Raw genomic sequence first — 18685 nt, 5'->3', positions numbered from 1 at the left:
CAATTGCTGTGTTTTAAATGTTTAAATTAATTGAAGCTGTCCCGAAAGGCTTTGGCCGGGAGCTTCAAGCACAGCATTACGGAGAACGCTCATCGATGCCATCAAGCATGCGAACCGCAATCATCTTTTCTTCTTTGATCCTTTCGACATTTCCGCTCTGCGCTGTCAACCGACTCGAGTCCGCTGGTGGGGCCATTCGAATCGAAGTCGACACAACGAACCCCGCTCAAAATGAGGTTGTATCCATCAAGGAAGACGGCGTCTGGGTTCCAGCTCTGCTGTCGACCGCATCGCCAACCAGAGTCATCTCTGAAGGGACCCCGGATGTTGTTCACTCCTGCACCATCAAAGAGATATCAGCCATTCCTAGCGGATTATTGTTGCGAGAGGACTGCTCCGTTGGCTCACTGGAAGAGAGGGTACTTCTTACCTCTGAACCGGACGTCCTTGCTGTAGAGGCAAGGTTCACGCCCAAAGCAAGCATAAAGATCCGCTCCGTTGAGGATCGTTATGACTTCGCGCCAGGAAGACGTGCATCGAGCTCTCTAACCTCGGGGCTCGTCGACTTCGTCTGGAGCCAGAACATTAAAAACGAGGCAGACGACATCGTTCCGAACTGGTCGTTTAAATCTCCCGCGGTCATGCTTCAACAAGGGAAGGTCTTCACCGCTCTCATGCCTGAGTTGAGCGACAGACACAGCGACCCACTTGCCCTCGATCTCGATGTAACCTCAGACAAGCTTCCCTGGCTCTCCTACGGCGCCGTGGCCTCTCAGCCATACGGGCACAGTTACTTCCGACGCTCTCCCGATGCCGGACCTCGCGTCGTTGCAGGAGAGATCGAGTATCGCTACTCCATCGTTGCGTCTGAGCAACCCTACAAGCTCGGCTATCGCAGAGTTGTGCGTCGTCTCTGGTCGCACGAGGGGCATAAAGAACTTCTGCAATCGAATGATCTGCAGCAAAACGTTACGCGACCGGAGTTGGTTACCTTCGATGATTGGCGAACAGATACCTGGGTACGCTATGCGAATACGGTGTATCGGGGATTCGATTGCGGTAATCAACGCTGCGGCACACTGGTCAGCAATCGAAATTCAGAGGGAGATTGGGGGAAGCCTGCTCCGGACGCCTGGTTTAATGCATGGTTTCAGACCCTGCGAAGTGCCTATGGCTGGTATCTCTATGGGCAGCGCAGCAATAACAAAGACATCGAAGAGAAGGCCGAGAGCATTCTGAATCTTGCGCTGAAGAGCCCACAGGATCATGGCGCCTTTCCTACCGTCTACATGCTGAATACGAAGCAGTGGATCCGGGATGACGGATGGGCTGGATATGCCGACGACTACCATACCTTTTGCATGTCATGGACGGCTTATTGGATGCTGCAATGGGGTAAAAATCTCACTCCAAACCGAGAGAAAGAGATTCTTGCATTTGTACGTCCCTATGGTGACTTCCTCGTCAAGCATCAGCTCTCCAGTGGGGTTATTCCTTCTTGGTATGACAGCAATCTTGAACCACGAAGCGAATTTCGCGACTTCAACGCGGAGACCGCTGCATCGGCGCTGCTGCTCGCATCACTCGGCGAGGCAACAGGAGATCACACCTATGCCAACGCAGCAGAGCAGGCAATGAACTTTATTACAAAAGAGGTGCTGCCCCGACAGCGCTGGTTCGATTTCGAGACGTTTAAATCCTGCGCTCGTAAACCTTTCGATTTCTATGATGCGTGGACAGCACAATATCCGCAAAATAATCTTGCGACCATTCAGGCAGCAAAGGCCTACCTTCAGCTGTATCAGGTGACAAAGAATCGTGAGTATCTCCAACAGGGAACGCAGGTACTGGACTATCTCTTGTTGACGCAGCAGGTGTGGAATAATCCGGCCTTCTCGCCAAAGGTCGTCGGTGGATTTACCACGCAAAACACCGATGCTGAATGGAGCGACGCTCGTCAGGGATACGCCGCAGTCTTGCTATGGGACTATTACAAAGCGACCGACAACCAAGAGTATCTGGAACGCGCTGTCGCCGCAGCCCGTTCCACCTTCGCGGTGGCGCCATGGGAGAACTGGGCGCACACCGGCTACCTCGACGAACAGGGAGCGCTTACAGGATTTCACTGGGGGCCTGGCAGCGCTCTGACCTCGGTTGAGATGATGTCACCCACACTGGGAGACGCATTCATCAACCTGAAAGAGAAGCAGGGCGTCGGCTTCAACGCTTGTTCGTTACGCAACATCACTGTGATCGGTCACTCGATCACATTTGATCTAGAGACTTTTCCGTCCTCGCGCTCGATCAAGCTTCGATTCTCAGGAGTCGATCCACACACCAAATACAAGATTACCTGGAACGGCAGCCACTCAAGCATGGTCGATGGCAGTACCTTAGCTCGGGATGGTTACGTCGTACAGCAATAAATCATCACTCGTGCGAACTGCTCTTTGATCAGAACTCCTCAAAGAAAGCGGCTCGCACGAGTGCTTTTCTTTTAATGAGTACTGCTTCCATTTCCAGGACCGCCCACCATCTGTAATGCAGGGATTCTCTGCTCTACAGGAGGCAGCGCAGGAAACGGCGCATGAGGCTCCGCCTGATACCAATAGGCGACCGAGTAGTAGTTATCGGAACGATGGTTTGCGTGACCATGCTCAATCGTTGCCTTGATGGATTTTGTGAAAGGAATGGGAGCATCGAAATGAAAACGGTAGACACTCGACCTTGCACCCGCCAGCTCCTCACCTACAACGGGCGCACCGTAGAGCTGATAGGAGAATGACTTGCCTCCGAAATCCCACGCGCCGAGAAAATAGTCTTCACTGCCGGTGCCGTTGATTGAAGGAAGCTTGGCTCCGTCGATAAAAAACATATCGTCGCCCTCGCCCCACCATCCGTCCTGATTCTGCAAGACGGACATCGTGACGCCAACATACTGACCGTGGCCCTTCGCATCGAGCCAGACATAATTATCTTTGCCGTCTAAATTCGCCTTGTTGTTTGTAAGTGGCACATAGTTATTCGGCCAGTCATTCGTCCATCCGTGATTGGGTTGTGCCTGCCGATACTGCGCATGGAAATATAGAGTGTCCTCCGGAAGCTGATGCGACTCCGTACGATAGTCGACGTTGTAATAAAGACTGTCGATCGGCTCCTTGCCTTCATTGGTCACTGTAATGCGAGCATGTTTTCGATAGGGCATTGGAAAGTAGCTATTCAATGCCTTGATACTGCCAACCGAGAGCATCTCCGATTGCCAGTTGTGATATGTCCCCAACCCAAGACCGAAGAAATCCCCAATGGGGGTCTCTACACTGGGGGTCGCTTCCCCGTCCCAGTAGATACGCAGAACAATCCGCTTGAGATGGTATGCTTCTCGGTCGTTAATCGTGAACCAGATATGCGAGATTGTGCCGGGGCCATCCGTATCTAAGACGGTATAGGTAGCGCCTGGGGCGACAGTACGAAAATCTGCATTGCCGCCGGAAGGATCGAAACTGGAGGCACGGTGCAAGGTATAGGTCTGTTGTTGCGTTATATCGGGCTGCCAATTTTGTGTTTGCGCCATAGCCATACAGCCGGCTGCTAATAGAAAAAGAGCAGCTATTTTCATCGTAATAACCTCATTAAAGTTGGAATGAATTTAGTCGATACCCAAATTGGTCTGCAGATGTTCAAGCGAGATATTGCTGGTTTCTGGGTAATAGAACAGAACCAGGAAAAAATCGATTACCATCATCGCGGCAAAAAATATAAACGGATATGCGCCGGAAGACATTGCCATCAGAGGAAACACCAACGAGATGGCAGCGTTGGTTACCCAGTGCGATGAACTACCCAGGCTCTGACCTTTAGAGCGGACCCGGGTCGGAAAGACCTCACTGATATAGACCCAGACCACCGCACCTTGAGACACCGCAAAGAAGGCGATGTAAATCATGAGGAGCCATACAAGCCAGTCGAGATGCCGGTGGGTAAGAAAGACATAGGAGACAGCGGACAGGCATAGCGCAAGCCCTGCAGTCCCAAAGAGCAAAAGCTTCTTGCGGCCAATCTTGTCGATCACTGACATTGCAAGCAATGTGGCCACAAGATTCGCAGCTCCGACAGCTACGGCCTGCAGATCGCCAGACACCTTCGAGGCCCCGGCCAGGGCAAAGATATCGTTCAAATAATAGAGGATGGCGTTGATACCCGATAACTGGCAGAACATCCCTACCGTAATGGCAAGAAACACCGGAAGCCGATACCGCTTGGAGAACAAGGGGTCGGAAGAAACGGATCGCTCCAAGTGGATAGAAGCAACGATCTCATCAAGATCTTCTTTCGGGTTTGGAATGCCAGTGAGGTTAAGCACATTTAATGCCTCTTCCAGCTTCATCTGCATAGCGAGCCAACGCGGGCTACGCGGAATACCAAACAAGGCAATCAGGAAAAGAATCGCGGGCACAGCAGAGATACCAAGCTGCCAGCGCCACTCATGCGCTCCCAGATGCATCGTGCCAATCAAAAAGTTAGAAACATAGGCGAGCAAAATTCCCACAACGATATTGACCTGAAAAAATCCGACCAGCCGTCCTCTCCATTCCGTGGGAGCAATCTCCGCGATATACATCGGCCCCAGCACGGACGAGCCGCCTATCCCAAGCCCTCCAATAAAGCGGAAGATGATGAGTGCAGGCCAATTCCAGGCAAGAGCGCATCCCAGCGCCGAGATGACATAAAAGACGGCCATCGCGCGAAGACTATCCCGGCGGCCAAATCGCTGGCCGGGGATGCCTGCAGTCATAGCGCCAATCACTGTACCCACCAGCGCGCTCGATACCGTTACTCCAAGGAGCGCAGGAGAAAGGTGGTAGACCTCTGTAAGCGCATGCGTCGTGCCAGAGATAACGGCCGTATCAAATCCAAATAACAGCCCGCCGAGTGCGCCTACGATAGTGCTTTTGATCACATGAGAATTGATTGTCATTTAAGCTCCGATACTTCGCTTGCCATCTTACGCAATGTGGGCAAGACATGCCCGATACATGCAGCAGGCGCATCCTGTGTGCCAAGGGAAAAATAAAGTTCGCGATAAAGAGAATAGAGTTTGTCGTACAGCGAGGCTTCACGCTCATCGGGCAGAAATAGCTTATGAGGCGGGCAGAGCGCGTCTTGGGCATCTTCGATTGAGGCATAGTCGCCGCTGGCAATAAAAGCAAAGATTGCCGATCCCAAGCTGGTTACATCACCCGAAGGCACAAGAACAGGCTTGTTCAGTACATTCGCGTAAACCTGATTCAGCACATCATTCTTTCGAGGAATGCCCCCGCCATTAATAATGCGCTTGACCGGGGTTCCTCCCTCTTCCATCCGTTCGAGGATGATGCGTGTATGAAATGCTGTTCCTTCAATCGCGGCGAAGAGCTCATCCTTCGCTGTGCTCATCAAAGTCCACCCAAAGGTGACACCACCAAGGTTCGGGTTCACCAGAACAGTGCGGTCACCGTTGTCCCACGACATTCGTAGAAGTCCAGTCTGTCCGGCACGGTAGCTGTCGAGCCCCTGCATGAGGGTAAGAACGTCCGAATCTGCCCGGCTGGCAATACTATCGAAGATGTCGCCAACCGCAGACAAGCCCGCTTCAATGCCAACAAATCCAGGCAACACCGAACCCGGTACGACTCCGCATACTCCCGGCACCAGCGTCTGCTGTTCGCTCACCCCAATGATGCAAGTCGAGGTGCCGATGACATTCACCACATCGCCAAGCCTAATGTTCGCGGCAATTGCATCCCAGTGCGCGTCCAGTGCCCCCACAGGGATCGGTATACCGGCACGCAAGCCAAGCCGTTCGGCCCATGGAACGCTCAGGTAGCCCGCAATGCGGTCTGAAGTCTGATAACACCCGCCAAGCTTCTCTCTTATTCCCTCCAAAAGCGGGTCGACCGATCTGAGAAATTCTGCCGATGGCAGACCGCCCCATCTCGCATTCCACATCCACTTGTGCCCCATCGCACATACACTGCGCGGCAGGTCGGCAACCGAGGTGAATCCACATAGCATTGCAACGACCATGTCGCAGTTTTCAAGGACAGTCGCAAATCGCTCGCGTTTTTCAGGATTATTTCTCAACCAATGCAACAGCTTGGAGAAGCCCCACTCCGACGAATAGGTTCCACCGCACCAATCAATGGCCTCAAGTCCTTGCGCGTGAGCAGCAGTTGTAATCTCCTGCGCCTCACGCCATGCCCGGTGATCGCACCACAGATAGTAGTCATCAAGCGGTTGCAGATCTTCTCCAACAGGAATGACGCTCGATCCTGTGGTATCGATCGCAAGCGCCTTCACTGCGTCGCCACTTACCTCACCTGCATCGAGCGCCTTCCGCATCGCACGTTCAAGAGCGTTCATCTGCGCCGCATGGCTCTGCGTAGCAAAGTTAGGGTCATGAACCGCTCGATCGAGCGGATACTCCGCGACTCCAGACGCCAGCCTTCCCTCTTCTTTATCAAAGAGCGATACGCGAACACTCAATGTTCCAAAATCAACACCCGCAACGATACCCACAACCTGCTCCTGATCAGAAGATCAATGCACTTTCATCTTCCTAATCGAAGCTGACGGCACCGCATAAATGGACCTTTACCCCGAGCTCATGAAACATCGCGGATTTCGCGGCTAATGCCTTACGAGCTGTCTTCGTATCGGGAGCATATGCAATGCTGACGTGATTCGCCCTATGCCGCGCCATAAATGAGTCGCGCGAAATGCCATTGAACACTGCGCTCACCATAGGCCATTGAATCGTCGTCTGCTGCCAACGGCGCATCGTCTCTTCATCGGGCAATCTAACCACCTCGCCAAGCCCAAGGTCCACGTGCAGCGCATTACCCTCAACAAATACTCGACTCCAGACAATCTTGCCCGGCCTGCCAACACCCTTCAAAGTTCCCCCGCCCAAAGGGAAATACATCGGAGGCTGCCGCTCGCTCGATGCTCCATGATAGCCACTGACAAAGTGGTTCGCCGGAGCAGCACCAGAAATCTGTAATACCCAAACAAAGTTATCGATGTCCTTACCTTGATAAGGCTCACCCCACCGCAGATCATGCAGTGTTGTAGAGGGATCCAGCTTAAGCGCATTCCAGCAGCGATTGGTGACCAGTGCATCCAGGCCAGCGCACTCGTCCACTTCGTTGAAGTGAGGCAGCGGCCCACCGGCATATAGCTCTTTGCCGGATTGCCTGTCATAGACAGGAGGCCGATCAGCATTATTAAGCAAGCCTTCTACGAGATCCGAAGCCGGAACCATGTCCTTGAGCCCTTGCTGATACTGAATACCAATCGCATCGCAACCAAACTCATCCGCCATACGCGCTGCTGCAATATACATCTTGCACTGCTCGTGAATCTGCGCATCGGTGAGTTCAGTCTTATCGTCTTTGCCAGTAACGAAGCGCACACCTTTCTCATCCAGCCATTGCCTTACTCCCTTTGCGTCATCGTCTGAGATGGTACGCATCCGCGCCACCAGTGCAGATTGACTGAGCCGCTCTTTAAACACTCCAGCAGCGTTAAGCAATTCATCGTCGATAATCGCGTTGTACATCCCCATGCATCCCTCATCGAAGACGCCAAGGATGGCCTTTCGTTTCTGAAGAGATTGCGCAAGCTCTTTGCCCAGATTCGCTGCATCGGCAGGTAACGCTGCGATGTCCAGATCGCGTACATGCGAAAGATCGTGCGTTACCCTTCCCTCTTTGATCCACTGCCTCATTCCGCGAAGGAAATAATCATCTGTAAAGTCTTCGCTCCAGAGCGAATTGAACTTCACGCCTGCCTTGATCAGAGAGCCATTGAGATTCAGCAGACCAACCAGTCCCGGCCATTGTCCTGACCAGTTCGCAACCGTCAAGATAGGGCCTCGATGGCTACGCATGCCCGGCAAAACATGATGGCTGTACTGCCATGCTGCTGTTGCAAATACGAGATTGGCATCGGGATCGATGCCGCTGAAGATATCCATCCCCATCCTCTGGCTCGAGATGAAGCCATGCCCTGCGCGAGTATCGACAGGAAAGGCTCGCTTCACCGTCACGCCTTCATCAGCAAAACATCTTGTCAGCTTGCGTTCTAACTCTTCCTGGGCCGGCCAACACACCTGGTTTGCAGATAGCCGCAAATCTCCGCTTGTAATTAGAACAACCTCTTTAATTGGCATACCTACCCGTGAAGCTGACATCGGCAAATCCTTTCATCATTTTGCATTTCTGTTTTTCGTCGATTCGAGATCATGGAAAGCTCCATGCCCTGCGCACATTAATGGTTATCGTCTACTTGCCTACTCCATCCTTTAATTCGGCTGAATTCTCTGCAATCTGGTTTCTGCCGCTAAGATAGTCAAGCTCCTTCTGCGCAACGCTTCGCTCCTGAGCATCCTGAGAAGTTGCTCTGTAAAGGTTGAGCGCATGGTCCATCTTCTCTTTATCCCCGTCCCCTCTGTACGCTTTTGCAAGCAGATAATAGGCGCTGGAGTTGTCTTTCACAACAGACACATAGTGCGTGAGCGCACTGATAGCGTCTCGATAATCGTTGCGTCTCAGATCGAGCTTTCCAAGCAGGCTATACGTCTCTAATGGAGGCCTGTCCATCTGAAGAGCGCTATTCAGCATCTTTCCTGCCCCCGCATCATCTCCCATCATCAACATAGCGCGCCCGGCATTCATATGCGCCGACGCAGAGCGTGGTTGAATTTCGATCTCCGCATTAAATTCTTTGAGCGCTTCCGGCAAGCTCCCGGCACGCACTAAATTACGCCCAATCGCCTCGTGTATCCCTGGCAAATCCGGCTTCAATCTCAATACAGTTCGATACTCCTGAATGGCCTTGCTGGGCTGTTGCGCCGCATCGAAGGCATCTGCCTGTATCTGATGGGCTCGATACGAGTCAGGCGCAATCTGCATGACATGCTCAAAGGCCTCGCGCGACTTTTGTTCTGCATTGTGGGCACGCAGGTAAAGAGCATCTTCCTCATCCGTCTTCTGTGGCGACATATCGCTCGGTCCTGTCGCTTTACCGCCCAACTCGATCACAAGCGCTCGCAACTCCTTGATGTCTGGACGGCGATCAAGAGCTGCTTCATAGATCTCAAGCGCCTTCTGGCGATCTCCACGCAACTGCAATTGCTCTCCAGCAAGCTGCTGAGCACGAGCGCCGTTTGGCGCGACTCGAAGCAGCTGAAGAGTCGCATCTTTTCCAATCTGCAGATAAGACTGGCCAAGCGCATACCAGGAGTCGACATCGTCAGGTGCAAGCTTGCAAGCTGCGTCAAACTCTTTTGCAGCAGCTTCATATCGAAGCTGTGCAACGTAGGCATATCCCAACCATGTATGCGCAACCGTATCCGAAGGATTGATCTGAACAGCCCTCTCCAGCTCCGGCACCGCGGCATCAGGATTTGCAAGCCGGTACCAGGCCAGCCCCGAGAAGAGATGCGGTGTAAATAGCTTTGGGTTAAGCATGATCGCTTGATGGAACACAGCAGTCGAACGCTCGAGATCATGATCGAAATACAAAGCCACTCCAAGATTGCTCAGAACTTCGGCGTTCTGAGGTAACAGTTTTGCCACACGTTCATATTCAGATACTGCCGTGTGAAAGTCGTTTTGCCGTTCTGCCTGCTGCGCTGCGCGAGCATGGGTGGCAATTTGGTCGGAGATAGTTTGTGCCATGACAGGCACAGCCATGCTTGCAAAAATAATTGATTTTGCAAGCATGGTCAGGGCCATCACTCTAGAACTCCAGTCTCATGCCGAATTGTATGATCCTTGGTGCATTCTGCTGAGCCGTCATCAACCCGAAGACTGTGTTCGAGTTTTGGAGACTGTTCGTACTCAGGTCTGGGGGAGCGCCATTGATGATGAATGTCTGCGCATTGCCGCCAGATGAAAAAATTGTACGGTTGAGTGCGTTGAAGAAGTTCGCCTGGAACAGGAGATCCATTCTGTCATAGATCATCGTTCGCTTGGTAAGCGACAAGTCCTCATTGATATAGGCCGGCATCCGCAACGATGAGAACAGATTCGGCGCGTCACCAAAATTCCCCGGTGCCGGAGTGGCAAATGCCGCCGGATTGATCAGGAACTGGCAAGGCGTGCGTCCCGAGGTCGCCAGAATCGGGCCTGAACACTTCTTACTATAAGCAGGGTTCTTCAGCGGCACTCCCGGAACAACGTCCGGACGGAAACTGAATCCATCGCTCGAATAGTAGGGATTGTTCGCGCCAAATGCATCGTACTCAATATGGATCGGACGTCCACTCTGATAGTGGTGAATCCCTGAGACCGACCATCCGCCCACAGCTCTGCCGACGACGCCTTTGTGATTGAGGAAGCGCTTGCCGGGCCCAACCGGAAGCTCATAGGTATAGCTGAGCGAAAGAACATGAGGGATATCGGAGCTGGTTACAGAACGCTGCGATTGAGGGTTGTAATAGTCCTGATAGAAAGAGCCCGCATAGATCGCATTCTCAGCTCCCGACGTAGCGCCATTGTTGGAATCTACGTCTCCAATCGTCTTTGAGAACGTATAGGAAAGCAGAAGCGTCAATCCGTTGGAATAGCGCTTTTGCAAGCTTGTCTGAAGTCCGTTGTACGATACGCTGCCGATCGGGTTCAAAGGATTGTCCACATCGCCATACTGCGGGAATGGCCGCAGAGACTGTCCTACTGTTGCACCCGCGCCGAACGTCTGGATGAAGCCAGCCCACGGAGTTTTAATTCCTGCCGCTACGGCCCTGGGGTCGTTGACGGGGAGAACCAAAAACTGGTTCAGTGGCAGGCCAGCCGTTGCCGCAGCACCGCTATATTGCGCTGCAACGGCCGGATCAACCTGGTTTGGCTTGGACCACACACCGAGATGGTAGGTGTGCATACCGACATATCCTATGCTGGCAACCATTCCTCCTGGCATCTCCTGTTGAACCTGCGTTGACCAATATATTTGAGTCGGCGGAGTTCCGGAGCTCGGACGAATCATCGGCGGATTGTCATTGCCGACAAGCGCCCCCGGATCCAGGTCCGGACCGTTGCTGATCGATGCTGCGGGGTACGGATTGTCCCAGTAGTAAGCAGGCGAGCCTACATAATCCTGCGGCCTGTTGACTGTAGCTAATCCGGCAAAGCCAGTGTTGTAGAGACCGCCACCGATTCCATTCTCTGCGTTGTCATTGCCGATAGGCCGGGTAATCGCGAAGCCTCCGCGAATTGCAGTCTTATGCGCCGCATCGGGAGAGTAGGCAAAGCCAAGCCGGGGCTGAAATCCGAGATAGTCGATATTGCCGATGCGGGTCTTTCCATTGCGTCCCGCGCCGTTGCCGTAATAGGTAAACGCACCAGGAAGTCCACCGGCTGCAGGGTTAGACAATGTCGGATTCATCGTAGAGACTTTTCCATTGATATCTGTCCGAGGAATCTGGAGATCGTAGCGCAGTCCAAGATTAAGCGTCAGATTCGGTGTTGCCTTCCAGTCATCCTGAGCATAAAGCCCTCCTTGCCACCAGCTATATGCCGCTTCTACCGGATAATCGAACCGCGAAAAATCGAGGCCGCCAAAGAGGAAGCTTGCGGCTGGTGCGCCCGTTCCGGCGGGAATGGAAACAGCTGTGTTCCCATTCACAAATCCTGTTCCGTTGAGGCCTGATTCGGTAGGCTCAAAGGTGAAGCTGCCACCCGGTAACCCACCTTCATCTCTTCTCAAACGCCTCAACTCGCCGCCAAAGGTTAGCGTATGTTCGCCGCGAACCAGCGTTACATTATCACTGACGATGTAGCGGTTTTCAGAGTCAGTCGACGCACTCGCAGAGCCAATACTGTTCTGTACCGTTCCAATTCCAATGTCAGGATATGGGCTGTCGCTCGCAAGCGGAGGCAGTCCCTGAATCCCCAGCGCGGCAAGTCCCGGTCCTGCCTGCAAAGGACCTGTGAACCCGGTATCTCGGATGAAGCCAACGTTCAGATTATTTACCAGCGTAGGCGAGTGCGTGTAGTTATAAGTGAATCGTATCTGCGTCGTCGGCGAATTGGTCGTCGATGAATCAAGCAGATTCAAACCGCCATTATTACTGTTGGAGTATCCACCGACAAAGACACTCCCGGCAAGAGCGTGCTTCTCTGAAAGATGCTCGTCGATCTTCACAACCAAGCGGTGCTCATCGATCTTCGAACTCTGAAGGCGGTGAAAATTGTTATTGATAGCGTCGTTGTCCGCCACGGGGAAGCTCTTCAGAATCGTCTGCGAGACTGTGCTCAAGCCAGGCAATCCGGCAGGGATGATATTACCCGGGAATGGATCGCGTACCTGATAACTACGGCCATCCTCCGGTCGTACGAATGTATGAACAGAGAGAGGATTATAGATTTGACCGCTGTAAATTGGGCGTCCCTCAGGGTCAAAGACAGGCTGGCCCGATGCGGAATCCACCAATTGCGGCCCCAGCGCCTGTGAAAAATTCCCTGCGCGAAATGCATTGGGAAATGTCGTCAGCGTGCCATTGTTAGAGCTGGGGCGGTATTTGAACCCGGTGTAATCGACAAAGAAAAATGTCTTATCGCGGCCGTTGTAGAGCTTGGGAATCCAGACTGGGCCACCGAACGTTCCACCGAACTCATTCTGTTTTAGCGGAGCCTTCTTCAACCCCAGGGCGTTCGTCACATAACCGGCAGCATTGAGAGCATCGTTCTGCAGATAATCGAACAGACTCCCGTGATAGGTATTCGTACCTGAATTGAACGCAAACGAGACGATGCCACTTGCCAGCCCATACTCTGCGCTTTGATTGTTGTTGATGATCTTGAACTGGCCGATTGCATCGATCGGTGGGTGATTGGCACCGATGTCGCCGCCAAGGTTCGTATTCATCACTGGAACGCCATCGATGTATACCTCGTTCGCATAGCTATTGGAGCCGCTGATGTGCAAGCGGTAATCCGGCGAAGGCCCCGGTGTTGAACCGCTAACGCCGGGCGTGAGCGTAACAAAGTTCAGCGGATTCCTCATGTCTCCGTTCAGCGACACAGGCAGGTCTTTGATCTCCTGCGGAGTAATTACGGTTCCGATATCCGAGGTCTGCGTCTCTACCGTGGCAGCATTTCCCGAAACGGTCACCGTCTGCTCTACCTGGCCAGGCTCCAGCGTCACAGTCACCCCAAACGTGCTTCCGACACCGACTGTAATGTGCTGCTGTACCGAGGTGTTGAACCCCTTGGCCGTCGAGTTCAGGGTGTAAACGCCTGCCGACAGGTTGAGAAAATTGAATTGCCCCGAGGAACCGGAGGTAGTCGTTACGACCACGCCGGTCGCTTCGTCTTTCAGCGTGATCTGGGCATCAGGAATACTCGCATGTTGCGTATCCTGAACCTCCCCTTTGATGGCGCCGCGATCCGCCTGCGCCCATGCCTTACTCGTCAAACCCAGGATGGTCATCAAAACCATAAAAACAACAACTGGCAGTGCTCTCCACGTCTTCATTGGCGCTCTCCTGAAAAAGGTCGATCCGAAGGAAATATTTAAACCTTTAAATTTCGAAGGTCATTTCAGCACGCAATGAAAACACCTGTCAAGATATTTTTTCAGTCGAATCGTAGATCAGATCGAAGTCTAGCGAATGGAATTACTTTCGCGGAGCGATGACCGCGGCTTTCGTGCCCGTGTCGACTCGCGAACCACAAGGGTAGGAACAATCCGGACAACAAATGGTTCATTCGTCAACTTGCCCTCAACCCTGTCCATCAGGATGGTTGCTGCCCGCGCGCCCATCTCGTAACCAGGCTGTACCACCGCGGTCAAATGAGGATGAAAAGAGCGGTCCACAGCGAGATCGTCGAACGTTGCCAGCGAGATATCTTCCGGGCAGCGCACGCCCAGCTCCTCAAATGCCTTCAGCACACCGACTGTCATCACGCCATTGCATACAAAGACCGCGGTGGGTTTTACGCGCCTCTTCAGCAATTCCTTTCCCAGCCGATAGCCCGATTCGTATCGAAAGTCTCCTTCAAGCACAAGGTTTCGATCGACCTCGATATCCGATTCGCGGAGCGCTTCCTCATAGCCTCGCAGCCTCTCAAGTCCCGTCTGCAACGACAGCGAGCCTGTAATAATCGCGATCTTCGAATGCCCCCCCTGTATCAGGTGCCGCACGCACTCGCGACCGCCGCGAACGTTATCTAAAAGAACCGCGTCGGTATTGATGCCGGCGACGGTTCTGTCCAGGCATACGACCGAGATACCTCCCTGCATAATGCTGCGAATGTGTCCAGAGTCCTTACCGGGCGCAGAGGCCAGTAGAATTCCATCGACGCGATAGGAGCGCAGCGCCGACATGATCCTTCGTTCACGGCCGATCTGCTCATCGGTATTAGCTGTCATCAGAAAGTAGCCGCGATCGAAGGCGGTATCCTCAGCTCCGCGAATGATCTCCGGAAAGAAGGGGTTTGTAATATCGGGCAACACCAGCGCGAGCATCCGAGTCTGCTTCACCTTCAGACTCCGTGCAATCTCGTTTGGCGAATAGTCCAGCTCGCGAATGGCCTTTTGGACACGGTCTTGCAACGCAGGACTTACGCGCCTTGTGCCTCTGATTACATTGGATACGGTTGCGATCGAGACTCGAGCATGTTTCGCTACTTCCACAATGGTGGGCATAAAATGTGAATCCAGCCTCAGTGACCAATTGGCGTATCTGGTTCTTCTACAGCTCTTTGTACACTCTTTATCCTATTCCGATTTTCCCCAAAACCGAGCATACAATCCATGGCAAATGAGCACTGCCCGCAGCTCTGGGGCTTAGCAATATCCAGCTCGCAATGCTCCATTAGCACAATAAATTCTTTAAAGGATTAAATTTAATGGCAAAATTACCCACAACCATTACAGCTTCCCTCTGATCTCATGAAAAATTATCTTCGCTTCTCTCGAATAACATCTGCGGCCTCATCACGCGTGCTGCTAAAGATCGTGATCCTGCTCATTACCTCGCTAGCTCTGTTCTCGAAAGCCCTTGCGCTTGAGCCTCCATCGGCGCAGGCACCAGTCGCAAATGCCGCAGATTCCCAGTGGATTCGCCCTCAAAAGCCAGGTGATCCTCTTATCTGGGGACGAAGAGACGGTATCGTATTCGGCCTGCCCTCCGCCGGAGGCCTGCTTGGCCCTCGCGGCCTGATCCGTGTCGGCGTCATCTCCCCTAAGACGGGAAAGCCCGAGTTGCTTAACTACATCGCAATTGAACCAGTCATACTCGGCCCCGGCACTCGCTTCAGCCGCATGGCCTTCAGTGAACTCGAGCCCAGCCGCATGGACCCCGGCTCGCGCGGCAAACGACTGTGGGTCGACCCCGGAACATCTGCTCCGAGCGATTCATACCGAGGCGAGCTGCACACCTTTCCCAACCATGACGGCCCTATTCAAAGGCTCTCCATACAGATCGATGTGGAACGGTTCACCGCAAACAACGCGCATGTCTACCTCATCGCATCGATCGACAGCGATCATCCCGACGAGCTTCGGCTCGCCGTTCATCAATACGACGATAGCCCCGCGCTGGAGGAACTCACCGTCACCGCAACCATGGGCAACTACGAGCGCCTGCGTCAGCTATGGCTCAAAGGCCGCATTGTGAACAGCCATGATTTATACGGCACCTACACCGCAGACGCATTCGTCGAGCACGAAAACTATCCGCTTGACGAGATGCTGCAGAACGCTGATGGCGATGCCATTGCACTCTGCACCTCTGACGAGACCGCGCCTTCAGAGGTTCCCGTCATCGGTGCCGAACACTGGCGCTATCGCCTTCCCAAGCTCACGCAGTACTGGAGAGTCCCTGCACACGACATCCAGCCTGACCTCCGCGTCCGAGTCAACGGCCGACGCGTCTATTGGGCATCGCACAATCCGCTTCCAGGCGGCGCAGCCTTCGAGAACTTCGAGGTTCGGCAGCGATATCTACCAGGCCAGGTCTTCATCTTCGGCGTGACCAGCAAAGCACCGTGGCAATTCGACCCTCCGATTCCCTACCTCTCTCCATCGCACCCTTGAAGCATCACAGCATCGGCTTCAAATCAGGCGAAACGATCAGCTTCGCCTCCGTTCGCGCCTGCACAGCAGCGACGTCGAAACCCTCAGCCACTTCAGTCAGCACCAGTCCTTCTTCTGTTACGCGAATCCAGCACAGCTCCGTCACAATATCATGGACGACTTGTTTGCCCGTCAGCGGCAGCGTACACATCTTCAGGATCTTCGGTGTCCCGTCCTTTGTCTGGTGCTCCATCGCCACCACTACACGCCGCGCGCCTGCAACCAGATCCATCGCCCCGCCCATCCCCTTCACCATCTTGCCGGGAATCGTCCAGTTCGCCAGATCGCCCTGCTCATCCACCTGCATCGCGCCCAGGACGCTCATGTCCATATGTCCGCCGCGAATCATGGCAAACGACTGTTCACTTCCAAAAAAGGAGCATCCTGCCAACTCCGTCACCGGCTGCTTGCCCGCATTCAGCAGATCAGGATCAGCACTCTCTCCCATCGGCGGAGGCCCAACTCCAAGCATCCCATTCTCCGACTGAAAGACGACATTGATTCCGGCAGGCACATACGCCGCGATCATCGTCGGCAGACCGATGCCAAGGTTGACGTAAAAGCCATCCTTGATCTCCCGCGCGATCCGTCGGGCAATGCGCTCCTTGCCGTTCATGCCGTGCCTCTCGCCTGAATGAACTTCGACTCGATCGGCTTCACATAAGCCGCGCCTACAACAACGCGGTCGACGTAGATGCCCGGCGTAACGATATGGTCGGGATCAAGCACACCCGGCTCAACCAACTCCTCTACTTCAACAATCGTAAGATCAGCAGCAGTCGCCATCACCGGGTTGAAGTTTCTCGCTGTCTTGCGATAGACCAGGTTTCCGTGGCGATCTCCTCGCCACGCCTTGATCAGCGCAACATCGGCGTGCAACGCCTCTTCCAGAACATAGTTCCGATCACCAATCGTGCGTGTCTCTTTACCCTCCGCCACAATCGTTCCTAGTCCTGTAGGCGTATAAAACGCTGGAATCCCCGCGCCGCCCGCGCGAATCCGCTCGGCCAGCGTCCCCTGCGGCACCAGCGTCAGATTCAGTTCTCCACGCAGTACCAGCGTCTCCAGCCTGCGATTCTCGCCGACGTAGCTGCCGATGTGCGACGCAATCATCCCCGCCTCCAGCATCAGTCCCATGCCAAAGCCATCGACACCCATATTGTTGCTGATCGTGTGTAGCCCGCTGATGCCCCGCCGCACCAACGCTGCAATAAGGTTCTCCGGAATCCCACACAGACCGAAGCCGCCCAGCATCACCATTGCACCACTGCCTATATCGGCGACAGCAGCATCGGCAGATGAGACAACCTTATCCATAGCCTCAACCCAAAACACCTCGTGCGCGGCAGACTCAATAGCCGCCGCGCACCGAGATTTACTTGGCCTGCGTGGTAAACGTAAACGTCGTAGTGCTATGCCGCGGTGCCCCCGGCTTCAACTCCGTGCTGGGAAAGTTCGCGTGATTGGGCGAATCCGGAAAGTGCTGCGTCTCCAGGCAAAGAGCGCCATTCTTGACGAAGGGCTTGCCACTTGGGCCGGAGATCGTCCCATCCAGAAAATTTCCGGTATAGAACTGCACGCCCGGCTCTGTCGTCGTCACCGTCAACACACGACCTGTCTCTGGATCATAGACACGCGCAGCCGTCTTCGTCTCTCCATTGGGTCCACGCAGCACCCAGTTGAAGTCGTAGCCGCCTGCACGCTTGAGCTGCTCATTGTCGTCATGAATGCGGGCTCCGATCGCCGTCGGCTTGCGGAAATCAAAAGGGGTCCCCTCGACCGGGGCAAGCTCGCCCGTCGGAATCAGACCTGCATCTACCGGCGTGTACTTGTCGGCGGGAATCGTTACGATATCGTGAAGAATCGTCCCATTGCCTTCACCCGAGAGATTGAAGTACGAGTGGTTCGTCAGATTCACCACCGTATCCTTGTCGGTCGACATGCTGTAGTCGATGCGCAGCGCGTTATGGTGCAGCGTGTAGCGCACATGCGCAGTCAGCGTCCCCGGAAATCCCTGATCGCCATCCTTGCTCACCAGCGTCATCTCAACGCCATCGGGAATCTCGCGCCCCTGCCACACCAGCGAGTCGAAGCCCACCGTGCCACCGTGCAGCATGTTGATACCGTGGTCATTCTTCGGAGCCTGATACGCTTTGCCGTCTACCTTGAAGCTGCCACCAGCAATGCGGTTGCCGTAGCGACCCACAATCGCACCGAAGTAGGTGTTCTTGTCCGACGTATAGCCTGCCAGCGTATCGTGTCCCAACACCACATCGGCCTTCTTGCCGTCTTTGTCCGGCGCCTCGAGCGAGACGATGCGCGCGCCGTACGTCATGATACGCACTTGCAACACGTCGCTCTTCAGCGTGTAGATGTCTACGGCCTTGCCGTCGGGTGTCGTTCCAAAAGCTGCCTTCGTCACTGCTCCATGTGCTGCCATTCCGGTTGTCATGGTAAGCAGAATAACCTTTGCCAGAGTCTTCGTCATTTCTTCCTCAGTTCTTTCGCCTTCAGCAAGTCTGTGGTGCGGTCCGATCTCATCTCGTTCAGCGCCCGGTTGCGCGCC

General features: G+C 54.0%; 12 protein-coding genes. 2 read left to right on the top strand and 10 right to left on the bottom strand.

Annotation, left to right across the window (positions count from 1 at the left end):
- The first annotated feature begins 95 nt into the window (after nucleotides 1–95).
- Nucleotides 96–2426, top strand: a complete 2331-nt coding sequence (locus tag IEW09_RS05325) for a glycoside hydrolase family protein (protein WP_188553053.1) — start codon at nucleotides 96–98, stop codon at nucleotides 2424–2426.
- A gap of 71 nt (nucleotides 2427–2497) precedes the next feature.
- Here IEW09_RS05325 and IEW09_RS05320 read toward each other — a convergent pair whose 3' ends face one another.
- The 7 genes from IEW09_RS05320 to IEW09_RS05290 form a co-directional block, all read right to left on the bottom strand.
- Complete coding sequence (locus IEW09_RS05320; RefSeq protein ID WP_188553052.1) at nucleotides 2498–3571, bottom strand: glycoside hydrolase family 172 protein; 1074 nt, start codon at nucleotides 3569–3571, stop codon at nucleotides 2498–2500.
- Nucleotides 3572–3646: 75 nt separating this feature from the next.
- A complete protein-coding gene (locus tag IEW09_RS05315) occupies nucleotides 3647–4975 on the bottom strand; it encodes a sugar porter family MFS transporter (RefSeq protein WP_188553051.1) in 1329 nt (442 codons plus the stop codon).
- Entirely contained in the window at nucleotides 4972–6555 is a 1584-nt protein-coding gene (locus IEW09_RS05310) for a ribulokinase (protein WP_188553050.1), read from the bottom strand. Before IEW09_RS05310 ends, IEW09_RS05315 begins: the two co-directional genes overlap by 4 nt.
- Nucleotides 6556–6595: 40 nt before the next feature.
- Nucleotides 6596–8080, bottom strand: a complete 1485-nt coding sequence (locus IEW09_RS05305; protein WP_229739100.1) for a fucose isomerase — start codon at nucleotides 8078–8080, stop codon at nucleotides 6596–6598.
- Between the two features lie 241 nt (nucleotides 8081–8321).
- Nucleotides 8322–9776: a tetratricopeptide repeat protein gene (locus tag IEW09_RS05300; protein WP_188553049.1), complete on the bottom strand. Its 1455-nt coding sequence runs from the start codon at nucleotides 9774–9776 to the stop codon at nucleotides 8322–8324.
- A 4-nt stretch (nucleotides 9777–9780) separates the two neighbouring features.
- Nucleotides 9781–13515, bottom strand: coding sequence for a TonB-dependent receptor domain-containing protein (locus IEW09_RS05295; protein ID WP_188553048.1), 3735 nt, complete (start codon nucleotides 13513–13515; stop codon nucleotides 9781–9783).
- Between the two features lie 129 nt (nucleotides 13516–13644).
- A complete protein-coding gene (locus IEW09_RS05290; RefSeq protein WP_188553047.1) occupies nucleotides 13645–14688 on the bottom strand; it encodes a LacI family DNA-binding transcriptional regulator in 1044 nt (347 codons plus the stop codon).
- A 246-nt stretch (nucleotides 14689–14934) separates the two neighbouring features.
- Here IEW09_RS05290 and IEW09_RS05285 point away from each other — a divergent pair, with 246 nt between their 5' ends.
- Nucleotides 14935–16080, top strand: coding sequence for a hypothetical protein (locus tag IEW09_RS05285; protein ID WP_188553046.1), 1146 nt, complete (start codon nucleotides 14935–14937; stop codon nucleotides 16078–16080).
- Nucleotides 16081–16084: 4 nt separating this feature from the next.
- Here IEW09_RS05285 and IEW09_RS05280 read toward each other — a convergent pair whose 3' ends face one another.
- Genes IEW09_RS05280 through IEW09_RS05270 form a run of 3 tightly spaced genes read right to left on the bottom strand, consistent with a single transcriptional unit; the run spans nucleotide 16085 to nucleotide 18607 of the window.
- Nucleotides 16085–16735: a 3-oxoacid CoA-transferase subunit B gene (locus IEW09_RS05280; RefSeq protein ID WP_188553045.1), complete on the bottom strand. Its 651-nt coding sequence runs from the start codon at nucleotides 16733–16735 to the stop codon at nucleotides 16085–16087.
- A complete protein-coding gene (locus tag IEW09_RS05275; protein ID WP_188553044.1) occupies nucleotides 16732–17436 on the bottom strand; it encodes a CoA transferase subunit A in 705 nt (234 codons plus the stop codon). The genes IEW09_RS05280 and IEW09_RS05275 overlap by 4 nt, the downstream gene beginning before the upstream one ends.
- A 58-nt stretch (nucleotides 17437–17494) precedes the next feature.
- On the bottom strand, nucleotides 17495–18607 hold the full coding sequence (locus IEW09_RS05270) for an aldose epimerase family protein (protein WP_188553043.1): 1113 nt from the start codon (nucleotides 18605–18607) through the stop codon (nucleotides 17495–17497).
- Nucleotides 18608–18685 lie beyond the last annotated feature (78 nt).

Source organism: Edaphobacter dinghuensis (assembly GCF_014640335.1).
GTDB classification, from domain to species: Bacteria; Acidobacteriota; Terriglobia; order Terriglobales; family Acidobacteriaceae; genus Edaphobacter; species Edaphobacter dinghuensis.
This window is presented reverse-complemented; position numbering and strand designations above follow the sequence as displayed.

What these genes read in the sequence shown, in the direction of transcription:
- IEW09_RS05290 (WP_188553047.1), bottom strand. Translation starts at nt 14,688, where the DNA reads ATGCCCACCATTGTGGAAGTAGCGAAACATGCTCGAGTCTCGATCGCA.
- IEW09_RS05325 (WP_188553053.1), top strand. Translation starts at nt 96, where the DNA reads ATGCCATCAAGCATGCGAACCGCAATCATCTTTTCTTCTTTGATCCTT.
- IEW09_RS05320 (WP_188553052.1), bottom strand. Translation starts at nt 3,571, where the DNA reads ATGGCGCAAACACAAAATTGGCAGCCCGATATAACGCAACAACAGACC.
- IEW09_RS05295 (WP_188553048.1), bottom strand. Translation starts at nt 13,515, where the DNA reads ATGAAGACGTGGAGAGCACTGCCAGTTGTTGTTTTTATGGTTTTGATG.
- IEW09_RS05315 (WP_188553051.1), bottom strand. Translation starts at nt 4,975, where the DNA reads ATGACAATCAATTCTCATGTGATCAAAAGCACTATCGTAGGCGCACTC.
- IEW09_RS05270 (WP_188553043.1), bottom strand. Translation starts at nt 18,607, where the DNA reads ATGACGAAGACTCTGGCAAAGGTTATTCTGCTTACCATGACAACCGGA.
- IEW09_RS05280 (WP_188553045.1), bottom strand. Translation starts at nt 16,735, where the DNA reads ATGAACGGCAAGGAGCGCATTGCCCGACGGATCGCGCGGGAGATCAAG.
- IEW09_RS05275 (WP_188553044.1), bottom strand. Translation starts at nt 17,436, where the DNA reads ATGGATAAGGTTGTCTCATCTGCCGATGCTGCTGTCGCCGATATAGGC.
- IEW09_RS05285 (WP_188553046.1), top strand. Translation starts at nt 14,935, where the DNA reads ATGAAAAATTATCTTCGCTTCTCTCGAATAACATCTGCGGCCTCATCA.
- IEW09_RS05300 (WP_188553049.1), bottom strand. Translation starts at nt 9,776, where the DNA reads ATGGCCCTGACCATGCTTGCAAAATCAATTATTTTTGCAAGCATGGCT.